General features: G+C 67.6%; 19 protein-coding genes. 10 read left to right on the forward strand and 9 right to left on the reverse strand.

Going from position 1 to position 19261, the window contains the following annotated elements; translation table 11 throughout:
* Positions 1 to 29: 29 nt before the first annotated feature.
* On the reverse strand, positions 30 to 1547 hold the full coding sequence (prpD, locus tag H7J86_RS11805; RefSeq protein WP_267291125.1) for a 2-methylcitrate dehydratase PrpD: 1518 nt from the start codon (positions 1545 to 1547) through the stop codon (positions 30 to 32).
* Between the two features lie 119 nt (positions 1548 to 1666).
* Here prpD and H7J86_RS11810 point away from each other — a divergent pair, with 119 nt between their 5' ends.
* The gene (locus H7J86_RS11810) at positions 1667 to 3076 is read left to right on the forward strand and encodes a short-chain fatty acyl-CoA regulator family protein (protein ID WP_267291127.1); all 1410 of its coding nucleotides are present in this window, start codon (positions 1667 to 1669) and stop codon (positions 3074 to 3076) included.
* A gap of 10 nt (positions 3077 to 3086) precedes the next feature.
* On the opposite strand, the gene H7J86_RS11815 is transcribed toward H7J86_RS11810, so the two are convergent.
* The 5 genes from H7J86_RS11815 to H7J86_RS11835 all read right to left on the reverse strand — a co-directional run bounded on the left by H7J86_RS11815 (position 3087) and on the right by H7J86_RS11835 (position 6909).
* Positions 3087 to 3761, reverse strand: a complete 675-nt coding sequence (locus H7J86_RS11815; protein WP_187099204.1) for an Rv3717 family N-acetylmuramoyl-L-alanine amidase — start codon at positions 3759 to 3761, stop codon at positions 3087 to 3089.
* A gap of 208 nt (positions 3762 to 3969) precedes the next feature.
* Positions 3970 to 4395: a hypothetical protein gene (locus H7J86_RS11820; RefSeq protein WP_235683511.1), complete on the reverse strand. Its 426-nt coding sequence runs from the start codon at positions 4393 to 4395 to the stop codon at positions 3970 to 3972.
* Positions 4395 to 4664, reverse strand: a complete 270-nt coding sequence (locus tag H7J86_RS11825) for a hypothetical protein (protein WP_181953092.1) — start codon at positions 4662 to 4664, stop codon at positions 4395 to 4397. Before H7J86_RS11825 ends, H7J86_RS11820 begins: the two co-directional genes overlap by 1 nt.
* Before the next feature lie 97 nt (positions 4665 to 4761).
* Entirely contained in the window at positions 4762 to 6651 is a 1890-nt protein-coding gene (locus H7J86_RS11830; protein WP_267291130.1) for an Hsp70 family protein, read from the reverse strand.
* A 63-nt stretch (positions 6652 to 6714) separates the two neighbouring features.
* On the reverse strand, positions 6715 to 6909 hold the full coding sequence (locus H7J86_RS11835; RefSeq protein ID WP_090358515.1) for a hypothetical protein: 195 nt from the start codon (positions 6907 to 6909) through the stop codon (positions 6715 to 6717).
* Positions 6910 to 6933: 24 nt separating this feature from the next.
* Here H7J86_RS11835 and H7J86_RS11840 point away from each other — a divergent pair, with 24 nt between their 5' ends.
* Positions 6934 to 7416 carry a nuclear transport factor 2 family protein gene (locus H7J86_RS11840; RefSeq protein ID WP_090358514.1) on the forward strand — a complete coding sequence of 161 codons (483 nt, stop codon included), beginning with the start codon at positions 6934 to 6936 and terminating at the stop codon, positions 7414 to 7416.
* Between the two features lie 15 nt (positions 7417 to 7431).
* On the opposite strand, the gene H7J86_RS11845 is transcribed toward H7J86_RS11840, so the two are convergent.
* Positions 7432 to 8091, reverse strand: coding sequence for a L,D-transpeptidase family protein (locus tag H7J86_RS11845; RefSeq protein WP_267291132.1), 660 nt, complete (start codon positions 8089 to 8091; stop codon positions 7432 to 7434).
* Positions 8092 to 8185: 94 nt separating this feature from the next.
* Here H7J86_RS11845 and H7J86_RS11850 point away from each other — a divergent pair, with 94 nt between their 5' ends.
* Positions 8186 to 9679 (forward strand): bifunctional phosphatase PAP2/diacylglycerol kinase family protein, encoded by a 1494-nt coding sequence (locus H7J86_RS11850; RefSeq protein ID WP_267291134.1) that lies wholly within the window; start codon positions 8186 to 8188, stop codon positions 9677 to 9679.
* Here the strand turns inward: H7J86_RS11850 and H7J86_RS11855 are convergent.
* Entirely contained in the window at positions 9621 to 10292 is a 672-nt protein-coding gene (locus tag H7J86_RS11855; RefSeq protein ID WP_267291136.1) for a phosphatase PAP2 family protein, read from the reverse strand. The genes H7J86_RS11850 and H7J86_RS11855 overlap by 59 nt on opposite strands.
* A 100-nt stretch (positions 10293 to 10392) precedes the next feature.
* Here H7J86_RS11855 and H7J86_RS11860 point away from each other — a divergent pair, with 100 nt between their 5' ends.
* The 7 genes from H7J86_RS11860 to cysC all read left to right on the forward strand — a co-directional run bounded on the left by H7J86_RS11860 (position 10393) and on the right by cysC (position 18493).
* Positions 10393 to 12048, forward strand: coding sequence for a purine-cytosine permease family protein (locus tag H7J86_RS11860; RefSeq protein WP_267291138.1), 1656 nt, complete (start codon positions 10393 to 10395; stop codon positions 12046 to 12048).
* Between the two features lie 72 nt (positions 12049 to 12120).
* Positions 12121 to 12603, forward strand: a complete 483-nt coding sequence (locus tag H7J86_RS11865) for a hypothetical protein (RefSeq protein ID WP_267291140.1) — start codon at positions 12121 to 12123, stop codon at positions 12601 to 12603.
* A complete protein-coding gene (locus H7J86_RS11870) occupies positions 12600 to 13319 on the forward strand; it encodes an NUDIX hydrolase (protein WP_267291142.1) in 720 nt (239 codons plus the stop codon). The genes H7J86_RS11865 and H7J86_RS11870 overlap by 4 nt, the downstream gene beginning before the upstream one ends.
* A gap of 92 nt (positions 13320 to 13411) precedes the next feature.
* On the forward strand, positions 13412 to 14842 hold the full coding sequence (locus H7J86_RS11875) for a sulfatase family protein (RefSeq protein ID WP_267291144.1): 1431 nt from the start codon (positions 13412 to 13414) through the stop codon (positions 14840 to 14842).
* Positions 14843 to 14889: 47 nt separating this feature from the next.
* Entirely contained in the window at positions 14890 to 15699 is an 810-nt protein-coding gene (gene stf0, locus H7J86_RS11880; RefSeq protein ID WP_090358498.1) for a trehalose 2-sulfotransferase, read from the forward strand.
* Positions 15696 to 16613, forward strand: coding sequence for a sulfate adenylyltransferase subunit CysD (cysD, locus tag H7J86_RS11885; protein ID WP_267291147.1), 918 nt, complete (start codon positions 15696 to 15698; stop codon positions 16611 to 16613). Before stf0 ends, cysD begins: the two co-directional genes overlap by 4 nt.
* Positions 16613 to 18493: an adenylyl-sulfate kinase gene (cysC, locus tag H7J86_RS11890; RefSeq protein WP_267291149.1), complete on the forward strand. Its 1881-nt coding sequence runs from the start codon at positions 16613 to 16615 to the stop codon at positions 18491 to 18493. Before cysD ends, cysC begins: the two co-directional genes overlap by 1 nt.
* Here cysC and H7J86_RS11895 read toward each other — a convergent pair.
* Entirely contained in the window at positions 18480 to 19250 is a 771-nt protein-coding gene (locus H7J86_RS11895) for a trans-aconitate 2-methyltransferase (protein ID WP_090358492.1), read from the reverse strand. The two genes, cysC and H7J86_RS11895, sit on opposite strands and share 14 nt — an antisense overlap.
* Positions 19251 to 19261 lie beyond the last annotated feature (11 nt).

The raw sequence follows: 19261 nt of genomic DNA on the forward strand, positions 1-19261 counted from the left end.
GGCCGAGGTGACCGCGCCCAGAAGGCCGGTCACCGGAAGATCCCGGACGGGATCGTCGGTGCCTTGTCCAGCACCCGCGGGTCGACCCGCACGTTCAGCGCATCCAGCCCGCCGGGTTTGATCGCGGCGACACCGTCGATGAGATCCAGGAAGCGTTGCTGCTCTGCGGATTCCACCACGCCGTCGGCGAGTTCGGTGAATTTGGCGACGTACTGCGCGCGTGCGAACGGGCGGGCGCCCAGCGGATGCGCGTCGGCGACGGCGAGTTCGTCGACGACCGTCTCGCCGCTCTTCAACGTCACCACCGCCCGGGCGCCGAACGCCTTCTCGGCGGGGTCATTCGAGTGGTAGCGCCGGGTCCATGCGGGATCCTCGACGGTGGAGATCTTGTTCCACAGCTCGATGGTGTCGGCGCGGTGCGCGCGCTCCGGTGTGTAGGACCGCTCGTGATGCCAGGTGCCGTCCTGCAGGGCGACCGCGAAGATGTAGGGCACCGAGTGGTCCAGCGTCTCGCGGGTGGCGCCCGGGTCGAACTTCTGGGGATCACCGGAGCCGGTGCCGATCACCACGTGGGTGTGATGGCTGGTGTGCAGGACGATCGACGCGATCTGGTCCAGGTCGCCCCCCGAACCGATCAAACGCTCGCGCAGGCGCCGCGCCAGGTCGATCGGCGCCTGGCTCTGGTATTCGGCGGAGTGTTCCTTGGTGTAGGTGTCCAGGATCGCGCGCTTGGGCTCGCCCGGTTCCGGGAGCGGCACGTGGTAGGTGTGCTCGGGTCCGCCCAGCAGCCAGGCGATCACGCCGTCCTCACCCTCCCAGATCGGCGCCGGCGCGCCCTCACCGCGCATCGCCCGGTCGACCGCCTCGATGGCCACCTTGCCGGCCCATGCCGGTGCGAAGGCCTTCCAGCTGGAGATCGAGCCCTTGCGGGACTGCCGGGTCGCGGTCGTCAGGTGCAGCGCCTGCCCGACGGCCGCATAGATGGTCTCTGGATCGAGCCGCAGCATGGTGCCCAGGCCCGCCGCAACCGACGGGCCGAGATGGGCGACATGGTCGATCTTGTGCTCGTGCAGGCAGATTCCCTTGACCAGATCGACCTGAACCTCGTAAGCGGTGGCGATGCCACGGATCAGGTCGGACCCGCGGACGCCGAGTTGCTGCGCGACCGCGACCAGGGCCGGGATGTTGTCCCCCGGGTGCGAGTACTCGGCGGCCAGGAAGGTGTCATGGAAGTCGAGCTCGCGCACCGCCACCCCGTTGGCCCACGCCGCCCACTCGGCCGACACCCGGCCCTCGACGCCGAACACGGCCGCGCCCTTGCGGCGCGGGTGTGTGAGGGCCTGGGTCCGGGCCACGGTGACGGGGCGGCGAATCACCGATGCCGCCGAGACCGCCGCGTTGTCGATGAGCCGATTGATCACCATCTCCTCGGTCTCCGGCAGTACCGCGACGGGGTCCGCCGCCACCTCGGCGATCTTCCAGGCGAGGTGCTCGGTGCGGGGGAATTCGTCGGCGCTGCGCCGGGTCCTGACGTCATGTTCACGCATGTTTCGCACGCTACGCAGGCCGCCGACTCGCGGAAAGTACCTGTAAGTGCGTAATTTTGTGTCCTTTCCTGACCCGTTTTGCGAATGTTGCGAACTCCTCGGGCGGTAGCCTTGACCAGGTGGCGAAGACGTTCGCGGGCGCCCGGCTGAGACGGCTGCGCGAGGAGAGGGGCCTGACCCAGGTCGCACTGGCGCGCGCCCTCGGTTTGTCCACCAGTTACGTCAATCAGCTGGAGAACGACCAGCGGCCGATCACCGTGTCGGTACTGCTCGCCCTGGCCGACCGCTTCGATCTCCCGACCCACTACTTCGCCGCCGATGCCGACGCCCGGCTGGTGACCGACCTGCGGGAGATCCTCTCCGACGGACCCGCCACGACGGCGCAGATCGAGGAACTGGTGGCGCGCATGCCCGAGGTCGGGCAGACCATGGTCAACCTGCATCGGCGCCTGCACGACGCCACCGCCGAACTCGAATCGGTGCACGGACGCGCCAATCTGGACAGTCAGTCCGGGGCCCAGCAGCCGATGCCGTTCGAGGAGGTCCGGGACTTCTTCTACGACCGGCGCAACTACATCGACGCACTCGATCGCGCGGCCGAGGAGCTTCGGAGCACCCACCGGCTACGGGTCGGCGGGCTGGACGGCCAGCTGACCACCCTGCTGGCCGACACGTTCGGGATCACCGTGCTGATAGACGACGGAGATGCGTTGGGCGCCAACGTCAAGCGACGCTACCAGCCCGATGCCAAGGCGCTCCACCTGGCGCGCTGGCTGCTGCCCGGCCAGCGGGCCTTCCAGCTGGCCACCCAACTCGCCCTGCTGCTGCATTCCGAGCTCATCGCCGCGATCGTGGCGACCGACAGCCAACTCAGCGCCGAGGCCCGGGATGTGGCACATATCGGGCTGGCCAATTACTTCGCCGGTGCCCTCCTGCTGCCGTACCGGGAATTCCTCGGTGCCGCTGAGCAATTACGCTATGACATCGACCAGTTGGCCCGCCGGTTCGAGGTCAGTTTCGAGACCATCTGCCACCGGTTGTCCACCCTTCAGCGACCGGATGCGCGTGGCGTGCCGTTCATCTTCGTCCGTACCGACAGCGCCGGAAACATCTCGAAGCGCCAGTCTGCCACGGCATTCCACTTCTCTCGGGTGGGTGGCAACTGTCCGCTGTGGGTGGTGCACCATGCATTCTCACGACCCGGAGAGTTCCTCACCCAGGTGGCACAGATGCCCGACGGGCGCAGTTACTTCTGGCTCGCCAAGACAGCGGCGTCGACCCCGAGCAGGTATCTCGGTACACCCAAACGCTTCGCCATCGGCCTGGGCTGCGATCTGGCACATGCCGACAAACTCGTCTACTCGGTGGGTATCGACCTCACCGACCCGAACGCCACCGTGCCGATCGGCGCGGGCTGCCGGATCTGCGACCGGTCGGCGTGCCCGCAGCGGGCCTTCCCGTACGTGGGCCGGCCCGTCCAGGTCGATCCGCAGACCAGCAGCAATCTGCCGTATCCGCCTGCGAGCTGATCGGCGACGCTCACGCCAGCATCTGCAGATAGCCTGCAATACCCCGTGTCACGGCGTCCGCAAGACGCGCGCGGGTGCCCGCGTCCGTCAGAACCGCCGCGTCGTCGGGGTTCCTCATGTTGCCCATCTCGACCAGGATCGCAGGATACTGAGCCAGATTGAGACCGGCGAGATCCGCTCGCCCGTAGAGCCCGTCCGTGCCACGGTAGGTCGACGGCTGCATACCGCACGCGACCAACTCGTCGCGCATCGCCTGGGCCAGCCGCCGAGCCGGACCGGCCTGCGCGGCGTTCAGCGGCGGATCCGAATAGTTCACGTGGAACCCGCGGCCCTGCCGGGGTCCGCCGTCGGCGTGGATACTGACGATCGCATCGGGACGAACCGAATTCGCCATGGCCGCACGCTGATCGACACACGGGCCCAGCGCATCGTCATTGGTCCGCGACAGTGCCGTTCGCACGCCCAGTTGGCTCAGCCCCGCCCGGATCCGCAAGACGGTGTCCCAGTTGAAGGTGTGTTCCGGATAGCCCGCGTCGGTGGTGGTGCCGGTCGTCTGGCACTCCTTGGTCGCGCCGCGTCCGTCCGTCACCTGCCGGACGATCGAGGAGTCGTTGGCACCGTTGTGCCCCGGATCGAGAAACACGATCCGGCCTGCCACGTTCGAGGCGGCATGAGCCACAGGCATTTCGGAGAGCACAGCCGACGCGGTGCCCAGGACCACCGGGGCGGCCACTGCGTAGCGCAGCAGCTCACGACGGGTGGACAACCGGGGTGTCGAAGAGGAGCCGCAGCACACCTTTTCACCGTAGAAGCCGCACCGCCGGATCAGAATGGATCACAGCACCTCGGCAGGGAATCGATGCGTTCGGGTGACCTGCCGCCCGGCTGACTACCTACTGACCACCCGAGTCCGGGGACGCCTGCGCAGACGCCTTCGCCGCCGCCGATTCTTCGGCGGCCTTGGCGGCCCGGCCTTCCGGGCTGCCCATCGAGTAGCCCGCCGACTTGTTGGACGCCGCGCCGGAATCGCAGTTCAGTGAGACGACCATCTCCTTGGTGGCCGATCCGGAGCTGTTCTCCGGCGCCGGCACGGTCCGCGGCACCGCGTTGACGACCACACAATCGTCGCGGCCCTGCTCGTCGCCGAAGGTGGTGCCCACGATCACCGTGTAACCGGCACCGCTGAGCGTCGAGGATGCGTCACTGAACTTCTGGCCGGTCACATCGGTACCCGCCGCGGCGGCACTTCCGGTGCTGATCGCCACCACCACACCGGCGGTGACGGCGGCAAGTCCGACGCCCAGGGCGAGCCGTTTCATCAGTGTCCAGCCTTCACCGCAGGTACCGCCATCGTGGTGGCCTCGACATTCGACGGCGCCTCCCACGTGGCCGTCGCGCCCATGTCGGCGGCCTTCACGACCGGGGATGAGTAGGTCGTGTTGGCGGGTGCATCGCCCGAGCCCGCCAACATGCTGGCCGAGCCCCCACCGTCGTGCGTGGCGCTGAGCGCCCCGAGCGTGATCATCGCGCCGGCCCCGATCACGCCGAGAACCGCGCGCCGCGAATGCCATGACGTTTGAGTGTTCATGCCCCTGATCGTGCTGCCAGGAACCGCAAGCTGGCTGAACCCGACCTGTGATGTTGCTGGCGCAATCGTTAATGACCGGTTACCGCAAGCCGGGCACTTACGGGTAGGTCGGCTGGTTCGGATACTGCGGTGCGTACGGGTAGGTGGTCTGGGTGGTCTCACCCCGGTTGGGCACCTGGATCGGGATCGGTACCGGCAGGAACGGCACCTTGATGTAGCTGGTGGTCATCGCCGGCGTCGTGGTCGTGGTGGTCGTCTCGGTGGTGGTCGTGGTCGGTTCGGTGGTGGTGGTCGGCGGTGTGGTCGTCGTGGTCGGCGGTGTCGTCGTGGTGGTCGTGCTGTGCGTGGTGTACGTCTTGGTCACCGTGACGGTCTGCTCCGGCACCGGGGTCTGGGTCTGCGGTGGTGGGGGCGGCGCCGGTGGCTCCGTGGTCACGGTGAGGACGGGGGGCGGCGCCTCGGTGGCCGACGGCGCCACCGCAGCTGGCGGCGATGCGCTCGGCGGCGGGGTGATCGCCCGGGTTGCCGGCGCGGGCGTCGGCGTAGGAGTGGACGTGCCCGAGTTACCGGTCAGCGCGATCGCCACCCCTCCGAGGGCGACCAGGGTCAGTACGCCCGCACCGGCGAACACCAGGATCGGCAGTCGCTGCCAGGCCCGCGGCGCATCGTCGTACGTGCCGGGAACATGCTGTGCCACAGCCCGTGTGGTGGTGTCGATCGTGTACGGGTTCTCCGTGCCATACGGGTTTGCGCCGGCATACGGAATCTCCCCGCCGGCGTACGGGACCGGTTCGCCGGTGGCGTCATCGTCCTGCGACCAGGCCAGCGCACCGACCGCACCCGCGCTTGCGGGCCCGAGCGCGGTCGGGATGTCCTGGGCGGCTGCGGCAAGTCCCGTCGGCGCGTCGGGCGCCGCCGGCGCCAGCCCGGTGGGTGCGTCCGCGGAGATCGGTGCCATCCCCGTGCGCAGATCGGATTCGGCCCCGTAGGCGGCGAAAAGTGCGGCGCCGACGGCGGCGTCGAGCGCAGGCTGCGCCGTGGTCACCACCGGGATCCGGGTGTGTTCCGAAAGCAGTTGGGTGATCAGCGGAATGCTCGCGCCACCGCCGACAGTCGCCACCGCGGACAGGTCGGAAAAAGTGATCCTGTTGCGCTGCAACAGATTATCCAGGGCCGCCAGCACCTCGGCGAACGGCTCGGCAAGCAGCTCCTCCAGTTCGGCACGGGTGAGCCGGACCACCGACCGCTCACCCGGCAGCGCCACGGGCACCTCGGTGGCGGTGACCGACGACAGTCTCTCCTTGGCGTGGCTGCATTCCTCGCGCAGCTGCCCGAGCAGTCCGACCGCGGCGGTGGCGGCGGGATCGGCGCCACCGACCGTTGCCAGCACCTTCGTCAGCACCGCCTGGTCGATCAGATCACCGGAGAACTCGGTCACCCGCAGCGTCTCGTCCAACGGCTCGAACGCGGCTCCGGCGTCGACGAGCGTGACACTGGTGCCGCCGCCCCCGAAATCGAGCAGCACCACCGGGCCGCCGCCCTGCAGGCCCGGGTTGGTGCGCAACGATGTCAGCGCGGCCACCGCATCGGACACCAGCCTGGGCGGGGTGCCGCTCGGCGCGAGCACCGGGTTGGTGCGGATGACCGCGCGCAACGTCCGCACCGTCGCCGCAGTCCAGTGCGCGGGAAAGGCGATGGCCGTCTGGGGCGCCGGGTCCGCCCCGGCGGCACCGATCATCGCTTCCAGCGCCTCGACCAGGAGGTCGTCGGCGGCGTACGACGATCCATCCGATGCCACCAGCGGTACCGGGTCGCCCACCCGCTCGACGAACCCGGTGAGTACCAGGCCCTCTTCTGCGGACACGCCGATAGCCGGCGTGCCGTGCGTGGGCAGGGTCAGCACAGCGCGTCGGGTCACAGACTGGCCGCCGACACTCGTCGCGACCAGGTTGGTCGTCCCGATCGACAACCCCAAGGGGTCGCTCATATTGAGCACACCTTAGCCGCCCCACCACCACCCCGACGAACGGACACACCGCGCCGATTCGAACTACGTTCCGGCACTGAACTTTTGGATCAGTTGTGAACCAGCTTTGCCCGCTTCCCCCGGGGCAGGGGGCAGCGGGGGAAGTTTGCGCAATTCGGCCGGCCCGGCGCCGACCAGGGCCGGCACCGAATCGGACACCAGGCGCGCACACGGATATTTGACGACGGTGTCGACGAACTTCGTGGCCCGGACCGGCATCCGACGGACCACGGGTGTGCTGCAATGTCGGGTATGGGTGACACCTTGGGTGAATTCGAAGCGATCAAACAGGTCAAATACCGGTACCTGCGGGCACTGGACACCAAGCACTGGGAGGACTTCGCCGATACCCTCGCCGAGGACGTCAAGGGCGACTACGGGCCCTCCCTGGGCAACGAACTGCATTTCACCGACCGCGATGCGCTGGTGAACTTCATGCGCACGTCGCTGGGACCGGAGATCATCACCGAGCACCGGGTGGACCACCCCGAGATCACCCTCGACGGACCCGACGAAGCCTCGGCGACCTGGTATCTGCAGGACCGCGTCATCGCTCCCGACTTCAACTTCATGCTCATCGGTGCGGCGTTCTACCACGACCGATACCGCCGCACACCGGACGGCTGGAAGATCAGCGCGACGTCCTATGACCGCACCTACGACGCCACGATGTCGCTGGAGGGCCTGAAGTTCTCCCTGAAACCCGGTCGTGCGCTGAACATCTGACGGGTTCGCGCGTACTTATTTCGCGACGGCGATCAGCGCGCCCGGCTGCAGCCACTGCATGATCTTGACCAGGGTGGCGTCGTCGATCGCGACGCAACCCGCCGTCGCACCCCCGTCGGTGGAGTGCAGGAAGAACGCCCCACCGTTACCGGGCACCCTGGCCTTGTTCACGCCCATCACCACGGCATGGGCGTACTGCGGAATCTTGAGGTTCTCGGTACCGCTGCTCGGGTCGGTGTCGAACGGACACTGCGCCTTCTTGCACACCTGCATGGTGTTGTAGGTCGGGCTCTTCATATCGCCGTCCCACCAGTGATCCGAACCGACCTGGACGTACTGCAGCCCACCGCCCGGGTTGGGCTGCGTGCCGAAGGCGAAGTCGAGGGTGAATATGCCCATCGGCGTTTTCATTTCGCCGTCGTGGGTCTGCGGTGCCATTCCGTTGGCCCCGATATGCGCCGGGATTCCCACGCCGATCGGCTCCCAGCCCGCCGTCGTGCGCTGCCAGACATCCATTTTCGCCGACGAACCGCCCACACCGACAACCGAGATGACCTGGGTCGCGGCGCCGACGGAATCGGCGAACCACGGGGTGTCCACCGCGCGGGCCATCGGCGGCACCGATCCCGCACCGCACAGGAGCATCGCCGCACACAGCATCAGCAGTCGGCGCATCCGTCCATCGTCTGCAGCCGGCACCGCGCGGGTCAAGTCAAGGTTTGGACACGGACTGCATTTGGCCAGGGAGCGCGCTGCGTAGGTTGGAAAGATGATCGGACGGCGGGCTCGCGGACTCCAGCAGATCGGCCAGGGTTTGGGCACCCTGGACCGCGAGATCTTCGAGGCGGTCGCCGAATCCCCCAGCCCGCTGCTGGACTCCGTCATGCCCAGGCTGACCTCCGCGGCCGACCATTCCAAACTCTGGATCGGCATCGGCGCCGCGCTGACCGCGGTCGGTACCCCCTCGATGCGGCGCGGGGCCACCCGCGGCCTGATGACACTGGCCGTGACCAGTCTGGTCACCAATCAGGGTGCCAAGCGGTTGTGGAAACGACCGCGGCCCGATCGCACGCCGGTCCCGCTGATCCGCCGGTCCCTGCGCATCCCGACATCGAACTCGCTGCCGTCGGGACATTCGGCCAGCGCGGCCGCGTTCGCCGTGGGTGTCGGCCTGGAAAGCCCCCCGCTCGGTTTCGGGCTGGCCCTGCTCGCCGGGCTCGTCGGGTTGTCCCGGGTGGCGACCGGCGCGCACTACCCCGGTGACGTCTTCGCCGGATTCGGTATCGGCGCGGCCGTGGCGGTGCTCGGTGCCCGTATCGTCCCGCCGATCGTCGAGGCCCCGCCGACGGCGTCGGAACTGCTGCGCCTGGACACTCCGCCCCGCCCGGCCGGCGAAGGCGTCGTGCTGGTCATCAACCCGGCCTCGGGCAGCGGCACCGGCGCCCGGGTCGTCGACGAGGTGAAAGCGGCGCTGCCCCGGGCCGAGATCGTGGAGGTCGGCGAAGGTGACGACATCGCCGACGCGTTACGGGCGGCCGCCGCCCGGGCCGAGGTGCTGGCCGTCGGCGGTGGTGACGGCACCGTGTCGTGCGCGGCGGGCATCGCCGTCGACGCCGGGTTACCGCTCGCCGTGTTCCCGGGCGGGACCTTCAACCATTTCGCCAAGGACATCGGCTGTGACACCGTGGCCGCGACGGTGTCCGCGATCCGCAACGGGCACGCCGCGCACGTGGACGTGATTCGCTTCAACGAGGCCGATACCGTGATCAACACCGCCAGCATCGGCGCCTACCCGGCGTTCGTGCGGGTCCGGGAGAAGCTCGAACACCGGATCGGCAAGCCGCTGGCCGGGGCGTACGCCTTGTGGCGCACGCTGCGCAGCGATCAGGCCGTGCGCATCGCGTTCGACAACACGACCCTGCAGACCTCGTTGTTCTTCCTCGGCAATTCGGTGTACGCGCCGTCGGGTTTCGCCCCGTCCCGGCGCAGCCGGATGGACGACGGCCTGATCGATATCCGCATCCTGGAGACCGGACGCCGGTTCGCCCGGGTGCGCGTCCTGACCTCCCTGATGCTGGGACGTCTGGTGCGCAGCCCGCTGTACCACGAGTTGCGGGTGCCCGAGTTCAGTTTTGTGGCGGTCGACGGACCGACACCGGTGGCTCATGACGGAGAGGTGGAGAACTCCTGCGAGGAGGCCACGTTCAAGGTGCTGTACCGAGCGCTGCCGGTGTTTCGGCCCCTGGGTCGACAGGCCTGGTGACGGTCCTTCGTCTCAGCACGGGCAGGCACCCGAGCACCCACAGATAGCCCAGCGCCCAGCCGGCCAGCACATCGGAGGGGTTGTGCACGTTGAGCACCACCCGCCCGACCCCGATCCCGATGACGATCACCGCGCCCGCGACGAGCACCGGTGTCCGCCGGCGGTGCCCCAACAGGTCCCAGGCCACCACCGTCAGTGCCAGCACGGCGGCCATATCCCCGAGCGCATGCCCGGACGGGAAGGACCAGGACGGCTCATAGGCAAGATCGAAGGACGGGCGGGGCCGGCGCACCGCATTCTTCAACACGGTGACCAGCAGACCGGATAACTCCACCGACAGTGTGAGGAAGAGCGCCACCCGAAACCGGCGCCGAAGTAGGGCTACGACGATGCAGATTCCGCCCACGACCCGCAACACTCCGGGATGGAACACGTCGCAGAAAATCGTCCAACCCCGCACCCAGCCCCGGTGGTCCAGACCGTAACGGTGCAGCGGATCCAGGATCGCCGCGTCCATAGTTGCCAGCCACTCGGCATGAGTCAGCACCGCCACGAGAACAACGATGAACACGACGGCACTCACGGCCGCCAGCACCGCCGCCCACCTCGTCATGCGTGTCACCAAATCAGTCCTACCACCCACAGCTGGACGCAGTCTGAGGGCAACGCCACGGTGATACGGGCGAAACATAGCCCCCATAAGTTTGCTGACCATGACACAAGAGCTCACGGACGAGCCGGCCGGCACTTCCGTCGACCCCGACGACCGGCTCACCGCAACCAAGGAAACCCTCGAGGACTACACGCTGCGCTTCGCCCCGCGCAGCTATCGGAAGTGGTCCACCCGGGTGGTCGGCATCTCGGCACTCGGCGGTATCGCCTACCTGGCCGACTTCGCCATCGGCGCCAATATCGGCATCTCCTACGGCACCACGAACGCACTGTGGGGCATCTTCATCTTCGCCGTCGTGGTGATGCTGACCGGATTCCCGGTGGCCTACTACTCGGCGCGCTACAACATCGACCTCGACCTGGTCACCCGCGGCAGCGGCTTCGGTTACTACGGGTCGGTCGTCACCAATGTCATCTTCGCGACGTTCACCTTCATCTTCTTCGCCCTCGAGGGCTCGATCATGGCCCAGGGCCTCAAACTCGGGTTGGGTATCCCCCTGTGGCTGGGCTACGCGGCCTCCACACTCATCATCTTCCCGCTGGTCATCTACGGCATGAAAGTGCTGTCCACACTGCAGGTGTGGACCACCCCGCTGTGGTTGATCCTGATGGTGGCGCCGTTCGGCTACCTGGTGATCAGCCACCCGGAATCAGTCGGCCAGTTCTTCGCCTACCAGGGTGAGAACGGGGTCAAGGGCTTCGACATCGGCTCCACGCTGCTGGCCGCGGGCGTCTGCCTGTCACTCATCGCGCAGATCGCCGAGCAGAACGACTACCTGCGGTTCATGCCGCCCAAGACCCCGGAGAACAAGCGCAGCTGGTGGACGTGGATGTTCCTGGCCGGCCCCGGCTGGGTGATCTTCGGCGCCATCAAGCAGATCGTCGGTTTGTTCCTGGCCGTCTACCTGATCGCCAACGTCGCCGGCAGCGCCGGTATCGCCAACCAGCCGGTGCATCAGTTCCTGGAGATCTACCAGAACTTCCTGCCCGGTTGGCTGGCCATGACCCTGGCCGTCGTGCTCGTGGTCATCAGCCAGATCAAGATCAACGTGACCAACGCCTACTCCGGCTCGTTGGCCTGGACCAACTCGTTCACCCGCGTCACCAAGACCTACCCGGGCCGGTTGGTGTTCCTCGGTGTCAACCTGCTGATCGCGCTGATCCTGATGGAAGCCAACATGTTCGACTTCCTCAACACGATCCTGGGCTTCTACGCCAACTGCGGTATGGCCTGGGTCGTGGTGGTGGCCAGTGACATCGTGTTCAACAAGTACCTGCTCAAGTTGTCACCGAAGGTGCCCGAGTTCCGGCGCGGCATGCTCTACGCGTTCAACCCGGTCGGTTTCGGCTCGATGCTGATCGCGGCGGGCCTGTCGGTCATCGCGTTCTTCGGCGGACTGGGTGAGGCCATCCGGCCGTACTCGCCGCTGGTGGCGATCGGCCTGGCCCTGGTACTCCCGCCCATCTTCGCCATCGCCACCAAGGGCAAGTACTACCTGCGCCGCACCAGCGACGAGATCGACCTGCCGATGTTCGACGAGCACGGCAACCCGGCCGACGATCACCTCAAATGCCATGTCTGCCATCATGATTACGAGCGGCCCGACATGCTCAAATCGGCGACCGGCAACGGCTTCATCTGCTCGCTGTGCCTGAGCACCGACAAGACCGGAGAGCACGTCCTGCCCGCCCAGTAAACCGCGCGATTTGTGCACGTTTACCGGCGTCGAGCGCCGGTAAACGTGCACAAGTCGTCGTAGTGTGGCCTCATGGCCGTCGTTCTTCGAAAGCTGTTCGGCATCGGCAAGCTGCCCGACGATCTGCGCGCGGCGGTGACGGCCGAAGGGATCATCCATCTGGCCGAATACGTCGCGGTGACCCGGCACTTCTCGGGTAAGGTTCCGGGCCTTCGGTCCGCGGGCAGTGTCAGCAGCTACTCCGGATCGCTGGTGTTCACCTCGCAGCGCGTGCTGGCCACCTTGTCCTCGGTACCCAAGCTGGCCGGCCGGGTCATCGATCAACGCTGGGATGCACCACAATCCGGTGCGGTGACCGCCGACATCTCGGAGACCGGACTGCGCATCAACGTCGACGTGGGCCAGGTCGATCCACGCTGCAGCGGACACCTGTCGCTGCACTACAAGGACACGCTGTCGCACGAGGTACTGGACCGGTTGCCGCGGCGGACGCTGTCCTACGACGTCCCGCCGGAGTTCGTCTTCCGTGCCGTCGGCGTGCCGTACCACCCGTGACCCTCCCCTATGACGCGACGCTGCGGGAGCGCATCCAGCGGAATCTGACCGGGCACCAGCGGCGCAGTGTCACCGATCCGGCCAAGCGGCATGCCGCGGTCGCGGTCGTGCTGGTCGACTCCGAACTCGGCGAGGACCGCGTCGACCCGGCACCCGTCGACGACTGGATCGCGGGCCGGCCGATGCCCGAGGCCGGTCTGGACGGCCGCATGGTCGACGTGTCCGGCGGCGCCGCCTTCGTGTTGTGCCGGCGCGCATCCCGGCTCAATTCCCATGCGGCGCAGTGGGCACTGCCGGGTGGGCGGCTGGACCCCGGCGAGACGGCGGTGGACGCCGCACTGCGCGAGACGCATGAGGAGATCGGCGTCGACCTACCCGGTTCCTCGGTGCTCGGCCTGCTCGACGACTACCCCACCCGGTCCGGGTACGTCATCACACCGGTGGTGCTGTGGGGCGGTGGCCGGCTCGAGCTACGGCCGGCACCCGAGGAAGTGGTCGCCGCCTACCGGGTGGGCCTGCACCAATTGCTGCGCGACGATTCACCGCGGTACATCAGCATCCCGGAAAGCCCCCGGCCGGTGGTGCAGATTCCGCTGGGCAACGACCTCATCCACGCACCGACGGGCGCGGTGTTGCTCCAAGTCCGCTGGTTGTGCCTGCAGGGCAGCTCCGAACGTGTCGACGAGCTCGAGCAGCCGGTGTTCGCCTGGAAATGAGTGATATCCCCTTGCACGAAAGGGTTGCCGAACGCCGGCGCACCATGTTCCGTGGTGATCCGTTCCGTGTTTGATCCGATGAAGGACTCTCTGTGACCTCCCCCCGTCCCGACGGACCCCCTCGCGACAACGTGCTGTTCGTGCACTGGCACGACCTCGGCCGCTACCTCGGCGCCTACCACCATGCCGATGTCAGCAGCCCGCGACTGGACCAGCTGGCAGCCGAAGGCATCCTGTTCACCAGGGCACACGCCACCGCCCCACTGTGCTCGCCGTCGCGCGGATCCCTGTTCACCGGCCGCTACCCGCAGAGCAACGGCCTGCTCGGCCTGGCGCACCACGGCTGGGAGTACCGCGCGGATGTGCGGACACTGCCGGCCCTGCTGTCCGAGTCCGGTTGGCACACCGCCCTGTTCGGCATGCAGCACGAGACCTCCTACCCGGCGCGGCTGGGTTTCGACGAGTTCGACGTGTCCAACTCCTACTGCGAGTACGTCGTCGAGCGGGCCGTGGCCTGGCTCAAGGGCCGGGCGAACGCCCCGGGGCATCCGGAACCGTTCCTGCTCACCACCGGATTCTTCGAGACGCACCGGCCCTATCCCGCCGAACGCTACGACCCAGCCGATCCCGCGGGCGTGGACGTCCCCGACTACCTGCCCGACACCCCCGATATCCGCCAGGACCTCGCCGATTTCTACGGCTCCATCACGGTGGCCGACGCCGCCGTCGGCGAGCTGCTGGACACGCTGGCCGAGACCGGCCTGGACCGCAGCACCTGGGTGGTGTTCCTCACCGATCACGGGCCCGCGCTGCCGCGGGCCAAGTCCACGCTGTACGACGCCGGCACCGGGATCGCGCTGATCGTGCGACCACCGCTGGAGGCGAACATCGCCCCCCGCGTCTACGACGACCTGTTCAGCGGTGTCGACCTCACCCCGACCCTGTTGGACTTGCTGAGTGTGCCGATTCCCACTGAGGTACAAGGGCTTTCGCACGCCGACAACCTGCGCGCCGCGGCCGGCGACGAGGTCCGCACCGAGGTGTACACCACCAAGACCTACCACGACTCCTTCGATCCGATCCGGGCGATCCGGACCAAGGAATACAGCTATATCGAGAACTACACCGCGCGTCCGCTGCTGGATCTGCCGTGGGATATCGCCGACAGCCCACCAGGTCAGGCGGTCGGCCCGCTGGTCGCCGCACCGCGGCCGGAGCGCGAACTCTACGACCTCACCGCGGACCCCACCGAAACCCGTAATCTGCTCACCGAGAGTGCTACCGACTCCGATGTCCGGGCGGCCGAGGAGATCGCCGGGGAGCTGGCCCTCAAACTCGACGACTGGCGGCATAAGACCAATGACGTCATTCCCTCGGATTTCGCCGGTAGCCGCATCTCAGAGCGCTACACCCAGACCTATCTGAGCATCCACGGACGCCCTGTCACCAGCCGATCCGGTATCGCCGCGGACCGCGGAATCGACGGCGAGCGGAGCGGCAAGACTAATACTCACGATGAGTGAAAAACCCCTCTGAGCAGCACTTACGCCTACCGGTTAGGCTCTCGCGCATGTCTTCGCAGACGACACCCACGGCGTATCTGGTCCTCGCCTCACAGCGCAGCGGCAGCACTCTGCTGGTGGAATCCCTGCGCGCCACGGGTGTCGCCGGGGAACCGCAGGAGTTCTTCCAGTACCTACCCACCACCAGCATGTCGCCGCAGCCGCGCGAATGGTTCGCCGATGTCGAGGACGAGTCGATCCTGCGCCTGCTCGACCCGATCGTCGAGGGCAAGCCCGATCTTGCCCCCGCCGAGATCTGGCGCGACTACATCCAGACCGTCGGTCGGACCCCCAACGGAGTGTGGGGCGGCAAGCTGATGTGGAATCAGACGCCGCTGCTGCTGGACCGCGCCAAGGATCTGCCGAACCGCTCCGGTGACGGGCTGCTGGCGGCCATTCGCGATGTGGTCGGCAGCGATCCGGTACTGATCCACGTCTACCGCCCCGATGTGGTGTCCCAGGCGGTGTCGTTCTGGCGTGCGGTGCAGACCCGGGTGTGGCGCGGCCGGCCCGACCCGGTGCGCGACGCCCGCGCCGAATACCACGCCGGCGGCATCGCGCATGTCGTGAAGCTGTTGCGCGATCAGGAAGAAGGATGGCGCAACTGGTTCGCCGAGGAGGGCGTCGAGCCGATCGACGTCTCCTACCCGTACCTGTGGCGCAACCTCACCACGGTGGTCGCCACGGTGCTGGAGCAACTGGGCCTGGATCCTCGGCTGGCGCCCCGGCCGGTACTCGAACGCCAAGCAGATCAACGATCCGACGAATGGGTTGACCGCTACCGCGCGGATGCGCACCGGGAGGGACTGCCGACATGACCACTGCCACCGACACGATCCGGGTCGATGAGTTGCGGCTGCTGGAGGCCGAGGCCGTCCACATCATCCGGGAGGTGGTCGCCGAGTTGCAGCGGCCCGTGCTGCTGTTCTCCGCGGGCAAGGACTCCATTGTGCTGTTGCGGCTGGCGGAGAAGGCATTCCGCCCCGGCCCGCTGCCGTTCCCGGTGCTGCACGTCGACACCGGACACAACTTCGCTGAGGTCATCGAGTTCCGGGACCGCCGCACGACGGGTCAGGGTCACAAGCTGCTCATCGGCTCGGTGCAGGAGACCATCGACAGCGGCCGCGTCGCCGACCCGGGCCCGGGCGCCTCGCGAAACCGGCAGCAGACCCGCACGCTGCTCGACGCGTTGGAGGCCGGCGGCTTCGACGCCGCGTTCGGTGGAGCCCGGCGCGACGAAGAACGGGCGCGGGCCAAAGAGCGCATCCTGAGTTTCCGCGACGAATTCGGCCAATGGGATCCGCGGGCCCAGCGCCCCGAGCCGTGGTCGCTGTACAACGGCCGCATCCGCAAGGGTGAGCAGGTCCGCGTGTTCCCGCTGTCGAACTGGACCGAGATCGACATCTGGCGCTATATCGAGCTGGAAAACCTTGAACTACCGTCGATCTACTTCGCCCACGAACGCGAGGTGTTCGAGCGCGACGGCATCCTGCTCGCGGTGTCGGAGTACACCCAGCCGACCGGTGACGAGAAGGCGGCCGTCGAGTGGGTGCGCTACCGCACCGTCGGCGACCTCACCATCACCGGCGCCGTCCGCTCACGTGCCACCCGCATCGATCAGGTGATCAGCGAGATCTCGGCCGCGACGGTGTCCGAGCGGGGCGAGACCCGCGCCGATGACCGCACATCCGTGGCGGCCATGGAAGACCGCAAGCGAGAGGGTTACTTCTGATGGGTTCTCAGACGGGCTCGACGACCCGGCAGTTGCTTCGGATCACCACCGCGGGATCGGTCGACGACGGCAAGAGCACACTGATCGGCCGTCTACTGCACGACACCGACAGCCTGCCCCTGGATCATCTGGAGGCCGTCACCGACGAAGAGGGCGTGGCCGACCTGGCGGCGCTGTCCGACGGTCTGCGCGCCGAGCGTGAGCAGGGCATCACCATCGATGTCGCCTACCGGTTCTTCTCCACCGAGACCCGCAGCTACATCCTCGCCGACACACCCGGCCACGAGCGGTACACCCGCAACATGTTCACCGGCGCGTCCAACGCGCACGTGGCCATTCTGCTGGTGGATGCTCGCGCCGGGGTGCTGCGCCAGACCCGCCGCCACGCCCGAATCGCAAAACTGCTCGGTATCAAGCATTTTGTCGCCACGGTCAACAAGATCGACCTGGTCGATTTCGATCAGCGGCGCTTCGCCGAAGTGGAACGCGAGCTGCAGCTGGTCGCCGGCCGGCTCGGCGGAGCCGAACTGACGGTGATCCCGATCGCCGCCAAATTGGGCGACAACGTCGTGCTGCGGTCCACCAACACACCGTGGTACCAGGGGCCGACACTCCTGGAATACCTTGAGGCCGTCGAACTTTCGGCACCACATCCGGATCCGGCCAATCTGCGCCTGCCCGTCCAGTGGGTGTCGCGCCCGACGGCCGAACAGCGCCGCCGCTACACCGGCCGGCTGTCGGCGGGCACGCTCAGTGTCGGCGACACCGTGGTGAGCCTGCCCGCGGGCACCCGGTCCACCGTCACCGTCGTCGACACTCTCGACGACGATCGGACCACCGCAGTGGCCCCGCTGTCGGTGTCCATCGAATTGGCCGACGATATCGACGTCGGCCGTGGTGACGTGTTCGTCAGCGCCGCCGCGGAAGAAGCCGGTGCGCTGCCGGTGCTGGCCCGCGAGATCGACGCCACCGTGTGCTGGTTCCAGGACAGCCCGTTGCGCGCCGGTGACCGGTTGGCTCTCAAACAGGGCACCCGCACCGTGCGGGCCACGGTGCAGGACCTGCACACCAAGCTCGACCCGGAGACGCTCGACGAGGTCGACGGTCCGGTTGAGTTGGCACTCAACGATATCGGCTCGGTGACCTTGCGGACCAGCTCGGTCGTGGTGGCAGATCCATACGAAGAGAACCGGGACAGCGGCGCTTTCATCCTGATCGACGAGGTGTCCAATGACACCGTCGGCGCGGGCATCATCACCGAAGCCCGCGCGGTCAAGCCCAGCGGTCACAACCGTTCCGATATCAAGTGGCACCCGTCATCGCTGGACCGCGATTACCGGTGGAGCAAGACGGGTCAGCGCGGCGCCACCATTTGGTTCACCGGGCTGCCGGCGTCGGGTAAGTCGACGCTGGCGGTGGCAGTCGAAAGGGCACTTGTCGAGGCCGGCCGGGTGGCCTACCTGCTGGACGGAGACAATCTGCGCCACGGACTCTCCGACGATCTTGGCTTCTCGGCGGGTGATCGCACCGAGAACATCCGGCGGGTCGGGCATCTGACCCGCCTGCTGGCCGACGCCGGTGTCATCGCACTCGCCGCGCTGGTGTCACCGCTGCGATCCGACCGCGAGATCGCCCGTTCGCTCAACGCCGCCGCCAAGCTGCCGTTCATCGAGATCCATGTCGCCACCCCGGTGGAGGAGTGCGCACGCCGCGATCCGAAGGGGCTCTACGCGCGGGCCAACGCGGGCGAACTCAAGGGGCTCACCGGGGTTGACGCCCCGTATGAGGCACCCGAGGCGGCGGATCTCGTGGTCGACACCACCGATGCCGATCTCGATCAGCTGGTCGGACAGGTCATCGCGCTGCTCAACCGCGAGTGACCTGGGCGACCACGAAGATCCGCCGGAACGGGAAGAACGTGACGCCGTCCGGGCGGACCGGGTAGGCGCCGGCCAGCACCGGGATGATCTCGTTGCGGTACCGCTGCCACGAGTCACCGGACAGCCGTGCCTTCACCTGGGTCAGCGCGGTCCCGGTGATCCAGTCCAACACCGGTGTCTCACCGCGCAATTCGTGAATGTAGGTGGTCTCCCAGACGTCCACCGTGCAGCCCGCGTCGCGGAGCAGGCCGGCGTACTCGACCGGCGTGCCGACGACATCGGCCTCCCGCCACGGCATATCCCGCAGCTCCTCGACGAACGGCTCCCGCCTGGCGACCTCACGGACCGCCTCATGCGAGGGGGCGTCGAAGTTACCGGGCACCTGGAACGCGAGCCACGATCCCGGCGCCAGCTGGCGCACCCACCGCAGCACGATATCGCGGTGTCCCGGCACCCACTGCAGCGCGGCATTGGACACCACCACGTCGGTATCCGGTTGCGGGGCCCAGTCCTCGATCCCGCCGACCTTGGCGTCCAGGCCGCGCTCGCGCGCCTTCTCCACCATCTCCGGCGATGAGTCCCACGCTTCGATCTGCGCGTCCGGCCAGCGCTGGTTCAGGGTCGCGGTGAGGTTGCCGGGTCCGCAGCCGAGGTCGGCCACCCGCCTCGGGCTCTCGGCCGCCACCCGCGACAGCAGATCGAAGAACGGGCGGCCGCGGTGATCGGCGAACGCCAGGTACACGTCGGGATTCCACACATCCCCGATTG

The organism is Mycobacterium hackensackense, assembly GCF_025822555.1.
GTDB classification, from domain to species: Bacteria; Actinomycetota; Actinomycetes; order Mycobacteriales; family Mycobacteriaceae; genus Mycobacterium; species Mycobacterium fluoranthenivorans.

Coding starts and splice junctions, on each gene's coding strand:
- cysC (WP_267291149.1), top strand. CDS start 16,613: ATGGGTTCTCAGACGGGCTCGACGACCCGGCAGTTGCTTCGGATCACC.
- stf0 (WP_090358498.1), top strand. CDS start 14,890: ATGTCTTCGCAGACGACACCCACGGCGTATCTGGTCCTCGCCTCACAG.
- H7J86_RS11820 (WP_235683511.1), bottom strand. CDS start 4,395: ATGAAACGGCTCGCCCTGGGCGTCGGACTTGCCGCCGTCACCGCCGGT.
- H7J86_RS11860 (WP_267291138.1), top strand. CDS start 10,393: ATGACACAAGAGCTCACGGACGAGCCGGCCGGCACTTCCGTCGACCCC.
- prpD (WP_267291125.1), bottom strand. CDS start 1,547: ATGCGTGAACATGACGTCAGGACCCGGCGCAGCGCCGACGAATTCCCC.
- H7J86_RS11830 (WP_267291130.1), bottom strand. CDS start 6,651: ATGAGCGACCCCTTGGGGTTGTCGATCGGGACGACCAACCTGGTCGCG.
- H7J86_RS11850 (WP_267291134.1), top strand. CDS start 8,186: ATGATCGGACGGCGGGCTCGCGGACTCCAGCAGATCGGCCAGGGTTTG.
- H7J86_RS11835 (WP_090358515.1), bottom strand. CDS start 6,909: ATGCCGGTCCGGGCCACGAAGTTCGTCGACACCGTCGTCAAATATCCG.
- H7J86_RS11840 (WP_090358514.1), top strand. CDS start 6,934: ATGTCGGGTATGGGTGACACCTTGGGTGAATTCGAAGCGATCAAACAG.
- H7J86_RS11815 (WP_187099204.1), bottom strand. CDS start 3,761: ATGCCTGTGGCTCATGCCGCCTCGAACGTGGCAGGCCGGATCGTGTTT.
- H7J86_RS11855 (WP_267291136.1), bottom strand. CDS start 10,292: ATGACGAGGTGGGCGGCGGTGCTGGCGGCCGTGAGTGCCGTCGTGTTC.
- cysD (WP_267291147.1), top strand. CDS start 15,696: ATGACCACTGCCACCGACACGATCCGGGTCGATGAGTTGCGGCTGCTG.
- H7J86_RS11825 (WP_181953092.1), bottom strand. CDS start 4,664: ATGAACACTCAAACGTCATGGCATTCGCGGCGCGCGGTTCTCGGCGTG.
- H7J86_RS11845 (WP_267291132.1), bottom strand. CDS start 8,091: ATGCGCCGACTGCTGATGCTGTGTGCGGCGATGCTCCTGTGCGGTGCG.
- H7J86_RS11865 (WP_267291140.1), top strand. CDS start 12,121: ATGGCCGTCGTTCTTCGAAAGCTGTTCGGCATCGGCAAGCTGCCCGAC.